Annotated in this window: 16 protein-coding genes; 4 read left to right on the top strand and 12 right to left on the bottom strand. The window is 49.0% G+C overall.

Going from position 1 to position 19542, the window contains the following annotated elements; all coding sequences use genetic code 11:
- Window positions 1-33 precede the first annotated feature (33 nt).
- Window positions 34-2322, bottom strand: a complete 2289-nt coding sequence (locus P2G85_RS11210; protein WP_275864172.1) for a YgiQ family radical SAM protein — start codon at window positions 2320-2322, stop codon at window positions 34-36.
- A 163-nt stretch (window positions 2323-2485) separates the two neighbouring features.
- Here P2G85_RS11210 and P2G85_RS11215 point away from each other — a divergent pair, with 163 nt between their 5' ends.
- The 3 genes from P2G85_RS11215 to P2G85_RS11225 all read left to right on the top strand — a co-directional run bounded on the left by P2G85_RS11215 (window position 2486) and on the right by P2G85_RS11225 (window position 6080).
- Window positions 2486-4945, top strand: a complete 2460-nt coding sequence (locus tag P2G85_RS11215) for an EAL domain-containing protein (protein ID WP_275864173.1) — start codon at window positions 2486-2488, stop codon at window positions 4943-4945.
- A 100-nt stretch (window positions 4946-5045) separates the two neighbouring features.
- Window positions 5046-5732, top strand: a complete 687-nt coding sequence (locus P2G85_RS11220) for a hypothetical protein (RefSeq protein WP_275864174.1) — start codon at window positions 5046-5048, stop codon at window positions 5730-5732.
- 153 nt (window positions 5733-5885) lie between these two features.
- On the top strand, window positions 5886-6080 hold the full coding sequence (locus P2G85_RS11225; protein ID WP_275864175.1) for a DUF4250 domain-containing protein: 195 nt from the start codon (window positions 5886-5888) through the stop codon (window positions 6078-6080).
- Window positions 6081-6099: 19 nt separating this feature from the next.
- Here the strand turns inward: P2G85_RS11225 and P2G85_RS11230 are convergent, their stop codons facing one another.
- Window positions 6100-7011: a LysR substrate-binding domain-containing protein gene (locus P2G85_RS11230; protein WP_275864176.1), complete on the bottom strand. Its 912-nt coding sequence runs from the start codon at window positions 7009-7011 to the stop codon at window positions 6100-6102.
- A gap of 253 nt (window positions 7012-7264) precedes the next feature.
- Between P2G85_RS11230 and metE the strand changes: the two genes are divergently transcribed.
- Complete coding sequence (gene metE / locus P2G85_RS11235) at window positions 7265-9547, top strand: 5-methyltetrahydropteroyltriglutamate--homocysteine S-methyltransferase (RefSeq protein WP_275864177.1); 2283 nt, start codon at window positions 7265-7267, stop codon at window positions 9545-9547.
- Window positions 9548-9614: 67 nt separating this feature from the next.
- Here metE and P2G85_RS11240 read toward each other — a convergent pair whose 3' ends face one another.
- The 10 genes from P2G85_RS11240 to trpB all read right to left on the bottom strand — a co-directional run bounded on the left by P2G85_RS11240 (window position 9615) and on the right by trpB (window position 19534).
- Window positions 9615-10016, bottom strand: a complete 402-nt coding sequence (locus tag P2G85_RS11240; RefSeq protein ID WP_275864178.1) for a GspS/AspS pilotin family protein — start codon at window positions 10014-10016, stop codon at window positions 9615-9617.
- A 2-nt stretch (window positions 10017-10018) separates the two neighbouring features.
- Window positions 10019-10315 (bottom strand): YciI family protein, encoded by a 297-nt coding sequence (locus P2G85_RS11245; protein WP_275864179.1) that lies wholly within the window; start codon window positions 10313-10315, stop codon window positions 10019-10021.
- Window positions 10316-10424: 109 nt separating this feature from the next.
- Window positions 10425-10820 (bottom strand): acyl-CoA thioester hydrolase YciA, encoded by a 396-nt coding sequence (yciA, locus tag P2G85_RS11250; RefSeq protein ID WP_275864180.1) that lies wholly within the window; start codon window positions 10818-10820, stop codon window positions 10425-10427.
- Window positions 10821-10970: 150 nt separating this feature from the next.
- A complete protein-coding gene (locus P2G85_RS11255; protein WP_275864181.1) occupies window positions 10971-11534 on the bottom strand; it encodes a septation protein A in 564 nt (187 codons plus the stop codon).
- A 123-nt stretch (window positions 11535-11657) separates the two neighbouring features.
- Window positions 11658-11900, bottom strand: coding sequence for a hypothetical protein (locus tag P2G85_RS11260; protein WP_275864266.1), 243 nt, complete (start codon window positions 11898-11900; stop codon window positions 11658-11660).
- 93 nt (window positions 11901-11993) lie between these two features.
- Window positions 11994-14537 carry a hybrid sensor histidine kinase/response regulator gene (locus tag P2G85_RS11265; protein ID WP_275864182.1) on the bottom strand — a complete coding sequence of 848 codons (2544 nt, stop codon included), beginning with the start codon at window positions 14535-14537 and terminating at the stop codon, window positions 11994-11996.
- On the bottom strand, window positions 14530-15717 hold the full coding sequence (locus P2G85_RS11270; RefSeq protein ID WP_275864183.1) for an acyl-homoserine-lactone synthase: 1188 nt from the start codon (window positions 15715-15717) through the stop codon (window positions 14530-14532). Before P2G85_RS11270 ends, P2G85_RS11265 begins: the two co-directional genes overlap by 8 nt.
- Window positions 15718-15940: 223 nt before the next feature.
- Window positions 15941-17200 carry a dicarboxylate/amino acid:cation symporter gene (locus tag P2G85_RS11275; protein WP_275864184.1) on the bottom strand — a complete coding sequence of 420 codons (1260 nt, stop codon included), beginning with the start codon at window positions 17198-17200 and terminating at the stop codon, window positions 15941-15943.
- Window positions 17201-17537: 337 nt separating this feature from the next.
- On the bottom strand, window positions 17538-18344 hold the full coding sequence (gene trpA / locus P2G85_RS11280) for a tryptophan synthase subunit alpha (RefSeq protein ID WP_275864185.1): 807 nt from the start codon (window positions 18342-18344) through the stop codon (window positions 17538-17540).
- A complete protein-coding gene (trpB, locus tag P2G85_RS11285; protein WP_275864186.1) occupies window positions 18344-19534 on the bottom strand; it encodes a tryptophan synthase subunit beta in 1191 nt (396 codons plus the stop codon). The genes trpA and trpB overlap by 1 nt, the downstream gene beginning before the upstream one ends.
- Window positions 19535-19542: the final 8 nt, after the last annotated feature.

Consider the following 19542-nt stretch of genomic DNA (forward strand, 5'->3'; position numbering starts at 1 on the left):
AACGCAGCCAGATGGCTGCGTTTTTTGGTGTAGTTAACGGCGTTTTGGTTTGCGCTGTCCGCCCGGTTTACCCTGTTGGCCAGGACGTGATGAATGGGGGCAGTCCTGACCGTTTGAGCGGTTGCTCTGGGGCTGGTTTTTGCCACGATTTTTACCACCGGGTTGTTTGTCTTTCTGCTGACTACCGTCTGAACGTTTGTTCTGGTGTCCACCAAAACCGGGCTGGTTTTTGGTATGTTTGGTTGCAAAGCGATGCGCGCCATGGCGGCCCGATTTACGACGTTGAGCTGGTGTTTTAGCATCAATATCTTCTGCCGGAACCAGACAGTTTGGCTTGTCACCAATCAGGTGTTTTTTGCCCATGTTGAGCAGTGCTTCACGGATCAACGGCCAGTTGGCCGGATCATGGTAACGCAGCAGTGCTTTGTGCAGACGGCGCTGGCGTTCACCTTTCGCTACCGGGACCACTTCGCGGTTTTTGTACTTGACCCGCTTGAGCGGATTGGTTTCCGAATAGTACATCGAGGTGGCGTTACACATCGGTGACGGGTAAAAGTTCTGGACCTGATCACATTCGAAATTGTTCTTTTTCAGCCACAAGGCAAGATTCAGCATGTCCTCATCTTCGGTACCCGGGTGGGCAGAGATGAAGTAAGGAATCAGGTACTGCTTTTTCCCCGCTTCGGCGCTGTATTTCTCGAACATTTCTTTGAAACGGTCGTAGGTGCCCATACCGGGTTTCATCATCAAATCCAGCGGGTCTTTCTCCGTGTGTTCGGGGGCAATTTTCAGGTAGCCGCCCACGTGGTGGGTGACCAGTTCTTTCACGTACGCCGGTGACTCAATGGCCAGATCGTAACGTACGCCGGATGCAATCATCACCTTTTTGATGCCGTCGACTTTGCGGGCAGCCCGGTACAGGTCGATGGTGTGTTTGTGATCGGTATTGAGCTTGTTACAGATCCCCGGGAACACACATGATGGCCGGCGGCAGTTCGCTTCTGCTTTGGCATCGCTACAACCGAGGCGGTACATGTTTGCGGTTGGGCCGCCTAAGTCTGAGATCGTACCGGTAAAGCCCGGCACTTTGTCACGGATTTCTTCCAGTTCTGTGAGGATCGACTCTTGTGAGCGGTTTTGGATGATGCGTCCCTCGTGCTCAGTGATGGAGCAGAAAGAACAGCCGCCAAAGCAGCCTCGCATGATATTAACCGAGGTTTTGATCATGTCGTAAGCCGGAATTTTTGCCTTGCCGTATGAAGGGTGCGGCACACGCGCAAAAGGTAACCCAAATACGTAGTCCATCTCTTCCGTCGTTAACGGGATCGGCGCTGAGTTAACCCACAATTCACGATCGCCATGGCGCTGGATCAGGGCGCGGCCGGAGTACGGGTTAGTCTCCAGATGCATCACCCGGCTGGCATGCGCGTATAAGATTCGGTCGTTGTTAAGTTTTTCAAAGTGCGGCAGGCGAATTGCAGTGGTTGCCGCATCGTGGCGTGACGGGCGAATGGTGATCGGTTTTGCCTGTGTCTCTTCTGGTTTGGTCTCACACTGGGTTTCCACTTCATAAGGGTTAGGTGCAACAAATGCTTCCTTACGCGGTTTCTCAATACGAGAAGAATCGATAATGGTGTAACCTTCCGGTGCTGCCGGCAGGTTGACTGCCGTACCACGAATATTGGTCATGGTGGTGATGTCTTCACCCTCAGCCAGGCGATGGGCGACTTCAATTAATGCACGCTCCGCATTACCAAACAACAGAATGTCGGCTTTGGCGTCAAACAACACCGAGCGACGGACTTTGTCAGACCAGTAATCGTAGTGGGCCACACGGCGCAGGCTGGCTTCAATGCCGCCTAAGACGATAGGCACGCCTTTATAGGCCTCCCGGCAACGTTGGGAGTAAACCAGCGTAGCACGGTCGGGGCGTTTTCCGCCTTCGTTATTGGGGGTGTAGGCATCATCATGGCGTAGCTTACGGTCAGCCGTGTAACGGTTGATCATGGAGTCCATGTTGCCTGCAGTGATCCCAAAGAACAGGTTTGGCTTACCGAGTTGCATAAATGCGTCTTTGGTATGCCAGTCTGGCTGAGCAATGATACCGACGCGAAACCCCTGAGCTTCGAGCAAACGCCCGATGATCGCCATACCAAAGCTCGGGTGATCGACATACGCATCGCCGGTGACGATGATGATGTCACAGCTGTCCCATCCTAACGCGTCCATTTCCTTGCGGCTGGTTGGTAAGAATGGTGCGGTGCCAAAACACTCTGCCCAGTATTTTTTGTGCTCGTGTATTGGGGTGATGTTGTTGGTCATAAATTGCTCTCTGTTCCAGGGAGCGCGAATTATAGCGATTTGAGTATCAGGTATCCACAATTTGATACAAAGCAAGTTTACGAATACACAATCACATGCTTAATCGATTCATTAGTATACTCAGATTAAAACATAAGATGCGCTAGATGAGAGAGGTTAAGTGATGAGTGAGGTACTTAACATGGTGCACGAAGAACCATCGCTACGGAACAACGAAGCGAGTTTCATTAATTGGTCATACCGGATCGATACGCAAGAATTTGAATGTGACCAACAGGCATTAATGAACCAGTTTCGTTTGGATTCAGCGGTAGAAAGCATTGAGCAGTTGTTTGACTATATCGTGTTGGGGCAAAAAGACGACGCCAGAGCACGACTTAATAAAGTAAAAACACAGGGTGGTGATGACGTTTTTACCTGTTGCATTATGCCGAATGAGTCGACCCTGGTGCATGTGGAGTGTTGGTTTGAAAAAATTGACGCCACATATGTTCAGGGGACTTTAATTCCTCAACTGTCGGTGCGAGGGAGTGAAGAACTCGCCGGGATCATTGAAACCATATTTGAACTGCCTAATGTTGGTGTGTTAATTGCTGACGCGGATACCAAGATTCTGGGTTGTAATGCCGCCTTTGAACGTCAGATGGGTTATCAAAACTCAGACATTGTGGGCCTCAAAACCCAAATATTCAGCTCGGAACTGCACAGCAAAAGCTTCTACGACACCCTTTGGGCGCAAGTTGAAAGAGAAGGCTTTTGGCGCGGCAATTTGTTCAGTTTAAATGCGGCCGGTGAAGACCACGCACACCATTTATGCCTGTATAAGCTTGCGTTTGAGAGTGGCAGAGTGCTCTACCTTGGGTATTCTACCGACACGTTGGCTTCCTGGTATGGGTTATCAAACGGAGAAAGCGCCAGTTCACATTGGCTCCGGTTGCTGCCAAACAAAGCTGAATTTGAAAAATGTTTGACCGGCCTGTGCGGCAAAGCGGATCGGCATGACATAAAAATGGTGATAACCCTTGCCCCCAGATTCAAGCCGCAACTGTTGGTTGAGCAGCTACTGGGTTTCTCGGATTTCCTGATGCGTAGTCAGCACGTCAGCCTGGCGGGCCATTTGACGAAAAACATATTTACTCTTTGCATTGTTGCCCCAAAAAGCCGCCGGCTAAGCCCGTTAAGGTTGATTGACGTTGCGATCCGTAACTTTTTTGCCGAGCTCAGATCCGAGTTGGGGGAAGAGGTGCATGAGGCGGTGCTCTCCGGGAGAACCGGCGTTGCAGTTATGGGTTATGATACCAACAACCCGATTAAGGCAATGGTGTATGCAACTCAAGCGATGATTTCTGCCAAGTCTGGTGTGGAAAACGAGTTCAATTTTTACAACAGTGAACTGCATGCACAGTTGCTCAAAAGATTGCACCTGGAACGTTTTATTAAAGAGCAACTCTCGCAACATCATGTCGATGTGTATTATCAGCCGATTGTTGATGTCAAATCGGGCCGGGTGGCAGCGTTTGAAGCGCTTGCACGTTTTCAGTTTCAGGGCCAACAATATGAAACTTGGGAAATTATCACCGTCGTAGAAGATATAGAGCTGATCCTGGCGCTGGATGATTTAGTGTGCCAAAGCGCAATAGAGCAACTGCCACATCTGCAACAAGTGTACGGTGAACATATCGGTTTGAGTCTCAATCGTTCACTCAATACCCGGCAGGATTCCCTCCAGGGATTGCATCGTTTTTTGCAGTTCATTAAAGCCAGTTCGGTAGACCCGCGCAAGATTACGCTTGAGCTCAATGAAACCGTATTTTTTGAACAGGATGCAGAGCAGGCCATAGTACTGGATCAACTGAGGCAGCATGGGGTTGGTGTGGCGATTGATGACTTTGGTACCGGACTGACCTCTTTTGCCGGATTTAAAGCCGGGCAATTCGATGTATTGAAAATTGACAGGATCTTGGTCGAAAACCTCGAACAAGGCAGCATCACCTATAACATGGTGAAGTCGATCACTCAGTTAGCCCACGCCTTAGGTGCAAAAGTGGTTGCTGAAGGGGTTGAGACGGTTAGCGAACTCAACGCGTTATCGCGTATCGGTGTTGATTGTATGCAGGGTTATGTTTTCTCTGAAGCGCTCCCTCCCACCCAGTTAGATCAGCCGATAAGTTACCAGAAGATGTTTGCTGAGGCTTCCGGGCCGTGTGATCCGGATGCGACTGTACTCTCAATTTGTCATGCGAATGTGCACCATTTGGATCCCGGTGAACCACTTTCACTGGCTGTCGAGCTGATGAATCTGGATTCAAAATCTCCTTTGGTGGTGGTAAACGACAAGTTATGTGTCGGTATTGTGCTCAAAGAACACGTGAGTTTGCACTTAACCCCTTCGATGGGGACGGACTTAGAGACAGAAAGGGAGGCCAGAGTCTGGAAAAAACCGATAAATCAGGTAATGAGTACCAAGTTTCACAGTGTAGAAGCCAGTATGCAATTAAAGTTGATTCCCGAGCTTATACAGGCAGGGGTCGAGTTCCCCTGGGTTGTGTGTGATGAAAACCACCATTTTCGCGGACTCATTACTCAAGAGGACGTATTGTCTTATTTGGCAAGCAGAGAGTAGGGCGAAGACTCATTGTCTCATTGATGTGGCAGGGCAGTAGTCTGTAGGTAGACGATTTGTTATTATCGCCTGCCTCAATATCTTTAAGCCTGTATCTGACATGATTGAACAACTGCTTCTTACCTTTCCACCCATGCTGTTTGGCGCACAAGCGCTGTTGACCCTGATTCTGGTTAAGGGTGACATTTGTCCGGGACAGCGAGGTCGACTGCATCGGATGCTGCCGGCGATGGCGATCCTCTGGCTGGCTGTCGCGTCACTGCGCATTGAAGCCTTTATGGTCGTGTTCGCGTTGTTTTACTTTTATTCTCAGGTGCAGACCAATAAAACCCGGGAAAAGGGACCGCTATGGGTGATGCATCTGGCGAATGGCCTGGCATTTGCTTATCTGTCGATTCAGATCAGTGGACAGTCTCACTGGTCGGCGGGAGCCGCCATGGTGTTGATGGCCGGTTTTCTGGGAGCCGCTTTTGCCCACTTATTGCTGACTATTGCGCGTAGCCGTCTGCAGGCTTTTCATCGCATATTGCCGGTGGTGGGGGTGATCTCTGCGATGTTACTGGCATTCACGACGTTATTGTTTGCCTACCAACTGAATGAGTCGGCGCTGCAGAGCGGATTCAATGGCATCTTGTTAACGTTGGCGCTGCTGATTTCCACCATTGTAGTGTGGTGCTGGCATCTCTTTACTCATAAGGCGGCGCATAAAGGGCAGTTGACAGTGTCACTGTTGCTCGCTCTGGCATCGATGACGCATTTACAAGGTTTGTTTTCGCTGCTGGTTTAACGGCTGCAGAGTTAACTGCTGGGTCACATTTCCAGTCAAGTTTGGCCGTTGGGTGGGCATATGACGCTGGATTTAGATCAAGCTCACTTCCAAAACTTCAGATCCTAGCTACGCTTTCTGTATACCCGTGTAAGAGTGTATAGGAGTGAGCAGATGGACTTGAGCAATGTTGGTAATTTGGATGGCAACATTTTGTTGGGGATCGTCAACGAAAAATTGCGCCTGGAATGTGACAGTTTTGAAGAGCTTGTCTCTATGTATGAAATGGATGTCGAATCGGTAGTCGGTAAACTGGATATGCTCGGCTACCAATATGACCCTCTCACTAATCAATTTAAATCTGGCTGAGTCTGACCTGTTATTTATGTCAAGCCATCTTGATCCCGTCAAGGTGGCTTTTGCACTGAAGTTTTGCGGTGGCAAAAAATGCCTGCAAATAGCGCTTGTCTTTCTCTGCATTTCGAGTTGCCGCAAACAGGCGGCGCCATAGCCCCTGGCCCAGCGGTACGCTGCTGATCAAACCCTGACGGGAAAATTCTGCGATGGCCCAGTTCGGGAGAGCTGCAACGCCCAGTCCGGCCGACACCATTTGCACCAGCATCAGAGTATTGTCGGCTTGTTTCCACCTGGCAGGTTCTACCGCTGCCGGTTGCAGAAAATGTTTGACCACGTCCAAACGCTGTTTTTGTACCGGATAAGAGAGCATGGTCTGATCGGCGAGATCTGCCGGCTCAATCATGGCTTTTTGTGCCAAAGGGTGGTTGGTGGCAGTGATCAAGCGCATTTCAAAATCGAAGAGTGGCTCATAGTGGACTTCAGAGCGTGGCTGAATGTCTGAGGTGATCACCAAATCCAGCTCACCTGCGAGTAATGCCGGCAGTGGCTCAAAGCCAAAACCGGATGAAAAATCGAGCGTGACGCTGGGCCAGGATAATTGATACTCCTTCAACGCCGGCATAAGCCACTGGAAGCAAGAATGGCACTCTATCGCCATATGCAGGCGACCATTAACGTCTTCTTTCAGGCTGGCCAGGTCATTTTCTGCCTTGGCCAGTTTCGGCAGTATATCGTCGGCCAGCCGTAAGATGATCTCGCCTTCGGTGGTAAATTTCACCGGGCGTGTTTTGCGCAGAAACAACTGACCGCCAATGCGGGATTCAAGATCTTTGAGCTGATGTGAGAGGGCGGACTGAGTCAGGTGTAACGCAGTTGCGGTGGCGGTCAATGAACCAGTATCTCTTAATGACGTCAGTGTACGCAGATGTTTCAGTTCTATCATGAATCCCTCTCATCATTCAGTTCCTATCATGAACACTACTAACTTAACCACAAATTCCAGATATGTAAACGTCTAGACGTCTAAATATTCATAATGTGAGCCGAACTGAGTGGCATGATGAATTTTTCTAATAAACAAGTTGAATATTTGGATGTTGTTCAGCCGATGCCTCTGAGTGAATATTTAGCTATCCAGACATCTCAATTCTCTTGTTGAGGTGGCTAACAGAACAGAGACATAGAAGGAATTGGATATGGCAACGACTACTCATATTTTAGGTTACCCACGAATTGGCAAGCAGCGTGAACTGAAGTTCGCCCTCGAGCGCTATTGGCGCGGCGAGATTGATCAGGCGGAACTTCACGCGGTTGGGGCTCAGTTGCGCAATGACAACTGGGGGATACAAAATGAAGCGGGGCTGAGTTTTACGGTTGCCGGTGACTTTGCCTGGTATGATCACGTGCTCACCACCAGCATGTTGCTCGGCCATGTACCAAAGCGTCACGCTGGTGGGTTCCCCAATCTCGATACTTTGTTCCGGGTCGGCCGGGGTCAGTCACGCTCAGACTGTGGCTGCGGCGGCCATGCTGCTTCTGATATGACCAAATGGTTTAATACCAATTATCACTATATTGTCCCGGAGTTTAGTCGTGAGGACCGTTTTGAAGTCAGTTGGCCCCAACTGTTTGAAGAGATAAGTGAAGCTTCGCAGGCCGGTCATAATGTTAAACCCGTACTGCTTGGGCCATTGAGTTATCTTTACCTGGGTAAAGAAGTTGAAGAGGGCTTTGATCGTTTAACACTATTGCCGCGTCTGCTGACCGCTTACCAGGCGATTTTAGCTAAGTTGGCTTCATTGGGCGTCGAGTGGGTACAAATAGACGAACCGATCCTGGCTTTAGAGCTGGAAACCCGCTGGGCAGATGCGTTCAAACTGGCGTATCAGGTGATCCGCAGTGATGTCAAAGTGCTACTGACCACCTATTTTGATGCGATTACGGATAATTTGGATAAGATTGTTGAATTAGCGGTAGACGGCCTGCATGTCGACCTCTCTGCCGCGCCACAGCAACTTGAAGAGGTGGTAGCCAAGCTGCCGCTGCATTGGGTGCTTTCTGTAGGGGTGGTGAACGGGCGTAATGTCTGGCGCACGGATCTCAGTGCACAACTGAGCAAGCTGCAGCCTTTAAAAGCTCAGTTGGGGGATCGATTGTGGGTAGCCAGTTCATGTTCGCTGCTTCACAGCCCGGTCGACCTGGAGTTGGAGCCAGCGCTGAGTGATGAGGTGAAAAGCTGGTTTGCGTTTGCCAAACAAAAAGTGACGGAAGTTGCTTTGCTGGGAAAAGCGCTCGATGGCGACCAACAAGCAATCCTGGCCTGTGATACCTACAGTTTGCCGATTCAGGCACGTAAAACGGCTCAGCACGTTAACAAACCGCAGGTCCAGGCCCGGGTCAACGGGATCACTGAAGCTCTGACCCGGCGTAGTGTACCTTATGTGCAACGGGCTGCGTATCAGGCCGAAGTTCTCGGTTTGCCACTACTGCCGACCACCACGATCGGCTCTTTTCCTCAAACAGAGGTTATAAGGACTGAACGCAGCGCGTATCGCCGAGGTCAGTTGTCTGAAAGTGAATATGTGCAAAAGCTCAAGGGGCATATCGCTGAGGCAGTTAGGCGTCAGGAAGCGCTGGATTTAGATGTTCTGGTTCATGGTGAAGCAGAGCGCAATGATATGGTCGAATACTTTGCCGAAAACCTTGCCGGATTTCAAACGACTCAATTCGGCTGGGTGCAGAGCTATGGGTCCCGCTGTGTAAAACCTGCGATTGTGGTCGCAGATATTGAACGGGAAAAACCGATCACGGTGGAGTGGTCGAGGTATGCTCAATCACTGACGTCTAAACAGATGAAAGGCATGCTGACCGGGCCCGTAACCATTTTGTGCTGGACGTTCCCGCGTGAAGATATCACCCGTAAGGAGATCGCGCAGCAATTGGCTTTAGCGTTACGGGATGAGGTTGACGATCTGCAGGAGGCAGGTATCAATATCATTCAGATTGATGAGCCGGCAATTCGTGAAGGCTTACCGCTGAAGCGGCTTGATCACCAGGCATACCTGCAATGGGCGGTGGAGGCGTTTAAGATTTCCGCTGCCAGCGCAAAGCCGGAAACACAAATTCATACTCATATGTGCTACAGCGAGTTCAATGAAATTATTGACTCCGTTGCCGCGTTGGATGCTGATGTGATCACTATTGAAACGTCTCGTTCGAACATGGAGCTGCTTAAAGCATTTGAGGAGTTTAACTATCCGAATGAGATTGGTCCGGGTGTGTATGACATCCATTCGCCGAATATTCCGGCGGAAGCGTGGATTGAGTCTTTAATCAAAAAAGCGGCAGAAAAAATTCCGGTGCAGCGCCTATGGGTAAACCCGGATTGTGGGTTAAAGACGCGCAACTGGCCGGAGACGGAGGCGGCGCTGACTAACCTGGTGTCGGCAGCGAAAAAGCTGAGAGCAGAGTTGGCGTAACTGACGGGGATTGAGGATAAAAAATGGGGCGATATGGCCCCATTTCTAACACAATACTGTGTGATAATCAGCGTGGCTTCTGAATCGCTTCACAGCTTTGTTGTGATACCAGTTCATCGACGACCAACTGTCCGCGTGCATTGCGGACTTTAAAGCGATACATCAGGCCCATGTTAATTTGATCACGCACCTGTTCGGTATGACAGTATTTGTAAATACTGGTGCTCAGTACTTGATTCAGTGGTTTCGCATCGGGCGCATCCTGGTTATATATCATCATCATTTCCACCACGTTCTTGTTGGAAGAAATGCGCATAATCTTCAGTGGCCCATACTCCAGCGGCAAACCGGCGGAGAGCATGCCGGCACGGTTCGACGCCATTAACTCCAGTTGGCGTTGTTGGTCATCGTTTGCACTGCAGCCAGCCAGTGCAGTTACCGCCAGTATCAAACACAGTAATTTTTTCATAGTTAAAAGACTTTTTTGAACGGTTTGACGATCACATTTGCATACACACCGGCAGCGACATATGGATCCGCATCGGCCCATGCTTGAGCGTCTTGTTGTGATGAAAACTCAGCGATGACGGTTGAGCCGGTAAAGCCGGCCTCGCCCGGATTATCCGAGTCAATAGCAGGCATGGGACCTGCGGTTAATAGGCGTCCTTCATCTTGTAACTTCTGTAAACGTTCCAGATGCTGCGGGCGGACGCTCATGCGTTTTTCTAGAGAGTTCTCGACATCCTGAGAAAAGATGACATACCACATAACTTGATTCCTTAGCTGGTGGGTGACAGTAAAGCTCTAATTTAGCGCCTTTTTCTACTCAGTAACAAGTCTGCGGGCAAAAATGTGAGTGCATACTTGCCTGACGGCGTTACTTGGCGATTGGTCGAGGCTTTCCTTCGCTATCTATCGCGACATAATTAAAGGTAGCATCACAAACCATGAAGCGATCTTCAATACCATGTTCTTTGATTGGTTTAACCCAGACTTCCAGATCGATACTCATAGAGGTACGGCCAATTTTGGTACAGTCACCGTAGCAACACACTACATCGCCGACTTTGACCGGTTTTTTAAAAGTAATGCTGGAAACTGATACGGTGACAATTCGCCCGGCTGAGATCTCTTTTGCCAGGATCCCGCCGGCCAGATCGAGCTGGGACATGATCCAGCCACCAAAAATATCGCCGTTGGCATTGGTATCGGCTGGCATTGCCAGAGTACGGAGGAGGAGTTGGCCTCTTGGGGAGCAGACTTCTTTACTCATGTTGACATCCATTAACTCAAAGAAAGTGACGGGTTATGGTGCAAATAAGCACGACAAGCGATTGAAATAAGTCTTCCGCCACAACAATAAAACAGCGACCCGTAGGTCGCTGTGAAATTCATTCAGCCGGATTATAGCAAAAATGATTCTTTAATCATCAACCGAAACATCGGTGGAGTGATTATTCTGTTCCTTGGGCATGTGTTTATAGATGTAAAAACCGGTGGCAATCATGTAGCCGAAGGTTGCGATCAACAAACCAAACACTTTAAAGTTAACCCAAACGTCGAGCGGCATTTCGAATGCTACATACACGTTAAGGCCGGCACAGAAACTGAAGAAGCCGACCCAGGCCCAGTTAATTCGTGTCCAAACCGCTTCCGGCAAGCTGATTTCTTTTGCCAGCATGCCCTTTATTGCGGATTTACCCATCACATGGCTGACGGCCAGGCCGATGGCGAACAGCATATAAACAATCGTTACTTTCCATTTAATGAAGTTGTCATCGTGCAGGAAAATCGTCATGCCGCCAAAGATGGCCACCATTGCAAAGGTGATCAGCTGCATCTTTTCCACTTTCTTGTACAAAGCGTATGTGATGATGATCTGAAGGGCGGTGGCTACAATCAAAGCACCGGTTGCAACGTAAATGTCCTGCATCTTGTACAGGGCAAAGAAGACAATCAGTGGAATAAAATCAAGAATTTGCTTCATGTCGCAAAATATTACCTGGTTATTGAACTGCTGACAGTCTAACGCAATCTCAGCTAATGTGAATAGCCGGAGACAATTGGATACAAAAAACTGCCGCGATACCAGCAGCAGTTTGCGATGTTTTTATGCGACGCCCTGATAGCGGAAGATCAGTGATTTTACATCTTCCAGATATCCTTCACCGCGCAGATAGTCGACCGTCATCTCTAACTCATCTAGTGACATGGTGAAACAGGTTGACTTTCCTGTCATCAGTTTCAGGTACTGGTGATACTCATATTCGTTAAAGTGACCAACCCGGTCGAGTAGCAGCGTTTTAATGCCGTGATGGATTAAACCGTAGTATGTATGTCTGTGTATTAGCATCATGTATCTCCTGCAAGCTCCAGCGACGGGCATCGGGCTTGAGCTTATCCAATCAGTTACGGTAAAGATAACAACGCATAACAGATGCCAAATTTAATGTTCAACCACAGCTTCTTGTGGAGAAGGGGTGAAATTGAGCCATCGGTTCAAAACCTGTTTTAGGGCAGCGATGGTGGTCGGCTTGGCCAGCCTGTCATCCATTAAGGTTTGGATCATCGCTAACTCTTTCGGGCCAGACTCTCCCGACAGGGCGATGATGGGGATATCCGGCGCGATCGCTTTGATTTGCCGGCTGGCATCGAAGCCGTTCATCACCGGCATTTGGACATCCATCAGAATTAAATCAACCTGATTGGATTTAAACATGTTTAGCGCAGTTCTGCCGTTGTTGGCCTGAATACAGTTGACCCCAAGCTGGCTTAGATACATATCCACCAGAGTTCGCTGTACTTCTTTATCATCGACAATAAGCACCGTCGGAGAGTGGTGGTGAACAAGAACCTGCCGCCGGGGCTGCTCAGCAGGGCAAGGTGCGGTATCGAGCCGGGCGTTAACGGAAGCGTGCTGGGGATGCAGTTCACGGTGTATGTGTGATAGTGCCGGGAAGTAGAGGAGAAACTCTGTGTATTGGTTTTCGGCTGACCGGCATTCTATGCGTCCTCCGAATGAGCGCATGACTCGCTGGCAGTAGCCTAGCCCGAGACCGCTGCCACCGCTTTTCTGGTAAGAGAAAAAGTTATCAAAAATCCGATGGGCGATCGGTTCGGGGATGCCTGGCCCGGTGTCACGGAAGATCAATACGTTTTCGTATTGGCCTGTCAGTGTCTGAATGTCAATTTGACTGTCCGGATAGGAATCAAAATAGTAAATGGCGTTGCGAAGTAAATTGAAAATGACAAAGTTAAACAGGGTTTCATTAATATTTACCGCAAAGTCCGCTTGTGTCGGAAGTTGGACTCTTGAGCGAGTATCTGCGTTGTCAAAACCGTAGCTTTCTACGGCCTGTGTGATGGCTTTGTGGATGGATGTTATCGCTGTTGGTTCATGCTCCTGCGATGCATTGCTGACCTCCCGAAGAATAATATCGATCAGTTGGCGCCCTCTGCGGATAGCAGCATGACCGTTATCGATACCGTCCAGCAGTATAGTGTCCGGAGCGTGGCTATTAATATGTTGTTTTAGCGTTTCAAACTGCAGTTGTACCTGTGCTAAAGGGTTACGCATTTCGTGCGCTATTGAGTTGGCCAATGCCTGGCTCTGCCGCACTTTCCGATCGGCTTCTATGGTGTTCTGCACTCGTTGCAACAGTCGCTGCAGTGCCGAGATTTCTTCGTTGGAGAACACGCTGTTGTCGATTTTATGTGGTGATATCAGAAAGTGGGTAATGGATCTTTTGTTATTAAATAAAGGCAGAACCAAAGCAGCGTTGCTGGAGTTCATTTTATCATGCAGCTGTTTCAGCTGGCGGGCCTTTTGGTAGGAAAACCCGATTTGTTCGGTGAGTTCATCGTAGACCAGTGCAGAGCTGTTAGTCGGTAAATACTCGGCATACTGGATGTGATTGTAATTGCTGGTGACCAGACGTAACTTATCACAAGGAATATTAAGTAAACTTGCCAGCTGAACGATGGCACTGTCGATTGAGTGTTTGAAGTTCTCTTCAAGGGCTAAGATCTGCTCTACCGGCGTCAGTTTTTCGCCATAAATGATCAGCGATGCCACATGACTGACTTTTTGGTAAATCGGACGCCATGTAAGGCCGACCAGCGCGCAAATGACAGCAATGGCAAGTGGATGTGTCGTGTACGGTAGCGGGATGTCAATCAGCAGCAGAGATATTGAGTAGAGACCGGCAGTCAGCATGATGCTTATTGCAGCATAAGTCAGGTATTTAGCGCTGTAAAATCGTGAGGTCAGCAAAGCGTAACCGACAAATAGCATTTCACTGATCGATAGCGCAGGAGGCAACCAAGTCAACGAAAAATCGTTAAAAAAGAAAGTCATTCCCACCTGAATCGTGAGCGTCGACAACATGAAAATAACGATGCCTGCAATCATATAGCTAGAACGTACCTTCAGCAGGCGGAACTGCTGACTGCGGATATTAAGCAGGTTGTTCAGCGTTAAGATGATCAGGATAACTACCAGGCTAAAGAACAGGCTGGTCAGTGAACCAAACTGAATCACAAACTGGCTGGGAGCGGTTACGGCGACATCAACAATGGTTAACCCGGGGACGAGATTAATGCCAAATGTGAGGCTACTTAATACCCCAAGCAAGGCTTTTTGCACCAAGTTTAGTCTGGGTGTGTGTTCGTCGGCTCTCAGTTTACATGAAAATACATAGGCAAAGGCAAACGCGGAGTATGCGCAGAGATTGGAAATCGTTGCCATGCCAATCGATGCGCTGTGGCTAAGTTGCAACGGCAGCTCGGTATGGAAATAGGCGTTACTGATAATCCACGCACACAGGCTGAGCGAGTAACCGATGTAAAAGCGATGATAACCACGACCAACATCGTACTGTTTACGTTTAAAGGTATGAATGAAATAGCCTACCCAACCCAGAACAAACATTGCAGTGAGTAATAAGGTAACTGCCTTGGGGTAAGCGATTAGTGCAAAAATGTCAGTCATGGTTGTGTGATCTTAGTTGCTTGCGCTTAGCGGAGATGAGCCGGGTTTTGTAATCACGAAATCGAATGAACTCGAAATCTTCACGTACTGACGGCAGGTACCACATACCTTTGTAAACGATTTCATCGCCAAGCTGTAAGCGACTGAGCGCGATATAACTATCACTGGACAGAGTGGTGTAGAAATCCAGTAACGCGGGGTTTTGTGTCACGATGAACGCCACCATAAAGTGTTGCGCCTCCAGAAGGTAGGCGAGTTGTTTTTGGCTAAGATAAACAAAATATAGCCGCAGTGGCTTTGGGGCCGTGAGGGCTAAGCGAATGATTTCACAAATCTGTCCGGCGTGGGGGGAGGGTTGTCTAAGGTAATCTTCAAGGCTGCAATTAACAACAGAGAGCCCGGCAAAGAGACGGTGTTGCTTTAATATTTTGAGTGCGTGCGTGTTGTTCAGTTCTTGCCAGTGGGTTTGATTAAAAAATGGCTCATTATAGAGCCAGCCGGTTAGCGCGGTTCCGGGTTGAATTTTAGCGGATGCGAGCAGCAGTTTATGCCGGGAAGGGGTCGCGGGAGTGTACATAATGAAATGCATTTCACGGCTGGACAACTCGATGCTGAATAACATCTCATACCATTTCTCTTCTTTAACCAGCGTTTGTAAGTTGCTGATTAAGATTGCATCAGAAAGTGTCAGGGGCACCGGGCTGTAGGGCGTCAAAAAGTAATCTGCGGCGGTGCCGATATCGTCGATCAGTTCAGCCTGATAGTCTTCATCATTAAGAGACAGGCTACCAACCGTGAAGCCGGCTTGCAATTGGGTAACACCATATTTTTTCAGCAGCTTGTAAATCAGGAACTCGCACCAAAATTCCGCCCAGGAACTGAAGTGCAAATGGACTTGCTGTTCCAGTTCGTTCAGCTCTTTGGAGGCGTTGGCAAGTGGTTCTCTGATCGCTCGCTGGTAATTGTCAGAAGCTGTAATCGTACTGATGTTGGTTGCTTTTTTTCGGTTGAGGCTTTTCTCCAGAGCTGCATCCAGCCGTTGCTGAAAAATGTCGCTGATCGTATCCGGACCGTTAGTTGCCTCAAGCCGTACAAACTCTTCAAATAGTTTGTGCAGCTTGTTCCCTGAAATAGGATGCTCGTTTAGGCTCGACAGGGTGAGGGTTGAGTGATGTGCCATCCCAGCCTCTTATGACGTTGATTTTTTAATTAACTTATTCTTTATTTTATAAAGGTATAAGTAAATTTAGTTATGGCTTGTATACTAAACCTAATAACACTGGTTTCATAGCATGCGCATGAGCATGTGGAAGTGGTTTGACCAGAATGTGATTCGGATCTTGGAAAGACAAAAAAACCGGAGTGGCCTCCGGTTTTTGATGAGCAAAATATGAGTAGTGGACTTACGCCTGTTGCTTTTGCAGTTCTGGTTGTTCAGCTTCTTCTTCAACAAGGGCATCTACGATCACGGCACAAGCGGCATCACCGGTGATGTTCAGTGCGGTGCGGATCATGTCGAAGATACGGTCAAGTGCGAATAATAGAGGCAGGCCTTCAATTGGAATGCCAGCGGCCAGCAGAACGGCAACCACAAGGAAAGATGGACCAGGAACACCAGCCTGACCTACCGCACCCAGTGTAGACGTTATGATGATCGCGATGTATGCCCCCATGCCCAGATCGATGTTGAACAACTGGGCAAAGAAGATGGCCACCAAACCGTAGTAGATTGCGTTACCAGACATGTTGATGGTCGCGCCCAAAGGAAGTACGAAAGAGGCGGTTGAGTTTTTTACGCCCAGCTCTTTCTCACAGGTGTCCATTGTGACTGGCAGGGTTGCCATTGACGATGCTGTAGATAGTGCCACTGCTTGTGGTTTCTTCATCGCTGAGACAAATTTCTTGGCAGAAGTCTTAGTGAATACGTGGACCATAAGAGGGTACACAACAAAACCGAAAATCAGGATCGCAGCTGTGTATACAACGAAGAGTTTGAATACCACCATCAAAGCGCCAAAGCCGAAAGTACCTACAGCTTCCGCCATCAAACCAAATACGCCAATTGGGGCGATGATCATGACTTTGTTAATCATCCACACCATGGCATCAACAATGCAGTTTACGCCATTGATGATCGGCTCACGGCGTTCTTTCGCTTGCTTAGAAATCGCAATACCAAAGAACATACAGAATACTAAGATCTGCAGGATGTTCGCTTCGTTCAGTGACTGGAAAACGTTGGTTGGGATCATACCAGTGATGGTTGCCCAGAAAGTGGGTAGTTCACCTTTTGAAGCGTATTCAGCCGAGAACATGCCTTCTACGCCAGAAACGTCGATGCCCATGCCTGGTTGGAATACTTCACCCATGAATAGCGCCAGCGATACAGCCAGGGCTGATGTCAGGCCAAAATAGCCTAGTGTTACAAGGCCTACTTTACCTGCTGACTGGCTGTTGCCCAGACCAGCTGCACCTGAGATCAATGCGACCGCCACCAGAGGGATGACCAGCATTTTAATCAGGTTGATAAAGATAGCACCTAATGGAGCGAACACGGTCGCGCTATGACCCATGAAGGCACCCACGGCAGTACCTACGATCATTGCAATGACGACCTGAACGCCAATGTTGTTTAGCAAACTCTTCTCTTTTAACACTTCCATAACCTCTGTGCTAATTAATTATAAAATCCTAAAATTACCCACTAAGTTAAAATACAATTATGGATAATTATATCGATTTGTTTTTTACACTTATCCTTCACAATTGGCAATACAAACTCTGTACAAATTACCCTGCTACTTGCGACTTTTTTGATGGGTGATAATTTTTTAATCGATCGCAAACGGTTGCCATTGACTTGTGGTATGAATGTGACGCTTGGTATTGATAAGCTTGCTGGTTGATATTGGGGGAGACATGAGCGTGAGATGTAACGGAAATGATCGATCTCTCAGGTGTGATAAGAGATCGATCTGATACGTAAAGATTAGTAGTACGTTATTTTTGTGTTGCAGCTTTCATGGCAGAGACAAATTCGCCCAGTTTATCCAGCATGATTTGTGGCTGTTCAATGTTTGTTTCAATAAGCTTCACCACCGCAGATCCGGATATTGCACCGGCGGCACCCGATACCAGTGCTTGTTTCACTTGCTCTGGCTCGGAAATACCAAAACCGAGCAGCGCTGGTGGCGCGTCAAATTGCTTGAGTTTCTCCAGCATGTGACCGACCGGCATATTGGCTTTGGTTTCGGCGCCGGTTACACCTGCGCGTGAAAGCAGGTAAGTGTAACCACCGCTTAGTTCAGAGACTTGTTTTAAGGTCTCATCACTGGCTGTCGGAGGAGCGATAAAGATCGGGTGAATGCCAAACTTCTCCGCCGCTGCAACAAACTCGGCACTTTCGTTAGTGGGTACGTCAGCGATAAGAACCGAATCAATACCGGCGTTGGCACAGCGCTCATAAAAGTTCTCGATACCACCGGAGAACACCAGGTTAGCGTACATTAGCAGGCCAATCGGAAGGTCCGGGTATTTGGCACGGATTTTACCGATTTGCTCAAAACAGATTTCCGGTGTCGCCCCTGAATCTAACGCACGAATATTGGCACCCTGAATCGTTGGGCCATCCGCAAGCGGGTCGGAAAAAGGAATCCCCAGCTCCAGGGCATCAGCTCCTGATTCAACCAGCGTTTCCATGATCTGGTATGATTGTTCCGCGTTTGGATCGCAAACAGTGACGAACGGAACAAATGCACCTTGGTTTTTCTCATTCAGGCGCGCAAACATCTTCTCATAACGACTCATTAGATCACTCCTTTTTCTTCTAGGATGGCGTGCACGGTGAAGATGTCTTTGTCACCACGACCGGACAGGTTGACTACCAATAGTTGCTCTTTTTCCGGATTCTCCCGTGCCATGCGTAGCGCAAACGCTAATGCATGTGACGATTCTAATGCCGGGATTATGCCTTCATTGCGCGCAAGCTCCTGGAAGGCTTCCAGTGCCTCGTCGTCGGTGACGTTGCCGTATTCGGCCCGGCCAATCGCATTGAGGTGGGCGTGCTGAGGGCCGACAGACGGGAAATCCAGTCCGGCCGATACCGAATAAGACTCTTCAACCTGGCCATTTGGATCTTGCATTAACGGCGCCTTCATACCAAAGAAGATACCGGTTTTTCCATGCTTGAGTGGTGCTCCGTGTTGGTCGGTATCAATCCCTTTCCCTGCTGGCTCGACCCCGATCAGGCGAACGCTTTCTTCTTCAATAAAGTCGGCGAACATACCAATCGCATTGGAGCCGCCACCGACACAGGCGATCACCGCATCTGGCAGGCGGCCTTCACGCGCCAGGATTTGGTTTTTGGTCTCTTCGCCGATCATACGCTGGAATTCACGGACGATGGTCGGGAATGGGTGAGGCCCCGCCGCAGTGCCGAGCAGGTAGTGTGCGTCTTCATAAGTAGCCGACCAGTCCCGCAGCGCTTCATTGCAGGCGTCTTTTAGTGTGGCAGAACCAGAGTGAACCGGGATCACTTCCGCGCCCATCAGTTTCATGCGGAACACGTTCGGGCTTTGGCGCTCAACGTCTTTGGCGCCCATATAAACGCGGCATTTAAGACCAAGCAGCGCACACGCAAGAGCAGTAGCAACACCGTGTTGACCCGCGCCTGTTTCGGCGATGATTTCGTTTTTGCCCATGCGTTTTGCCAGCAGTGCCTGACCTAGTACCTGGTTGGTTTTATGTGCACCGCCATGAAGCAGATCTTCACGCTTGAGGTACAGTTTGGTTTTTGTGCCTTTGGTCAGGTTACGAGTCAGCGTCAGTGCCGTTGGGCGACCCGCGTATTCTTGCAGCAGCGTCATGAACTCGCTGCGGAATTCTGGGTCTTGCTGTGCGTCAATAAAGGCTTGCTCCAGTTGATCCAACGCCGGAACCAGAATTTGCGGAACGTACTGACCGCCGTATTCGCCAAAGTAGGCATTTAGTTTTGCCATGGTGATCT

The organism is Vibrio sp. CAU 1672, assembly GCF_029223195.1.
GTDB lineage: Bacteria > Pseudomonadota > Gammaproteobacteria > Enterobacterales > Vibrionaceae > Vibrio.

Bases quoted from the DNA above. Each gene is read 5' to 3' on its own strand.
- P2G85_RS11270 (WP_275864183.1), bottom strand. From the start codon at position 15,717: ATGGCACATCACTCAACCCTCACCCTGTCGAGCCTAAACGAGCATCCT.
- P2G85_RS11240 (WP_275864178.1), bottom strand. From the start codon at position 10,016: ATGAAAAAATTACTGTGTTTGATACTGGCGGTAACTGCACTGGCTGGC.
- P2G85_RS11255 (WP_275864181.1), bottom strand. From the start codon at position 11,534: ATGAAGCAAATTCTTGATTTTATTCCACTGATTGTCTTCTTTGCCCTG.
- P2G85_RS11245 (WP_275864179.1), bottom strand. From the start codon at position 10,315: ATGTGGTATGTCATCTTTTCTCAGGATGTCGAGAACTCTCTAGAAAAA.
- yciA (WP_275864180.1), bottom strand. From the start codon at position 10,820: ATGAGTAAAGAAGTCTGCTCCCCAAGAGGCCAACTCCTCCTCCGTACT.
- P2G85_RS11215 (WP_275864173.1), top strand. From the start codon at position 2,486: ATGAGTGAGGTACTTAACATGGTGCACGAAGAACCATCGCTACGGAAC.
- P2G85_RS11225 (WP_275864175.1), top strand. From the start codon at position 5,886: ATGGACTTGAGCAATGTTGGTAATTTGGATGGCAACATTTTGTTGGGG.
- P2G85_RS11260 (WP_275864266.1), bottom strand. From the start codon at position 11,900: ATGCTAATACACAGACATACATACTACGGTTTAATCCATCACGGCATT.
- metE (WP_275864177.1), top strand. From the start codon at position 7,265: ATGGCAACGACTACTCATATTTTAGGTTACCCACGAATTGGCAAGCAG.
- trpA (WP_275864185.1), bottom strand. From the start codon at position 18,344: ATGAGTCGTTATGAGAAGATGTTTGCGCGCCTGAATGAGAAAAACCAA.
- trpB (WP_275864186.1), bottom strand. From the start codon at position 19,534: ATGGCAAAACTAAATGCCTACTTTGGCGAATACGGCGGTCAGTACGTT.
- P2G85_RS11230 (WP_275864176.1), bottom strand. From the start codon at position 7,011: ATGATAGAACTGAAACATCTGCGTACACTGACGTCATTAAGAGATACT.
- P2G85_RS11210 (WP_275864172.1), bottom strand. From the start codon at position 2,322: ATGACCAACAACATCACCCCAATACACGAGCACAAAAAATACTGGGCA.
- P2G85_RS11275 (WP_275864184.1), bottom strand. From the start codon at position 17,200: ATGGAAGTGTTAAAAGAGAAGAGTTTGCTAAACAACATTGGCGTTCAG.
- P2G85_RS11220 (WP_275864174.1), top strand. From the start codon at position 5,046: ATGATTGAACAACTGCTTCTTACCTTTCCACCCATGCTGTTTGGCGCA.
- P2G85_RS11265 (WP_275864182.1), bottom strand. From the start codon at position 14,537: ATGACTGACATTTTTGCACTAATCGCTTACCCCAAGGCAGTTACCTTA.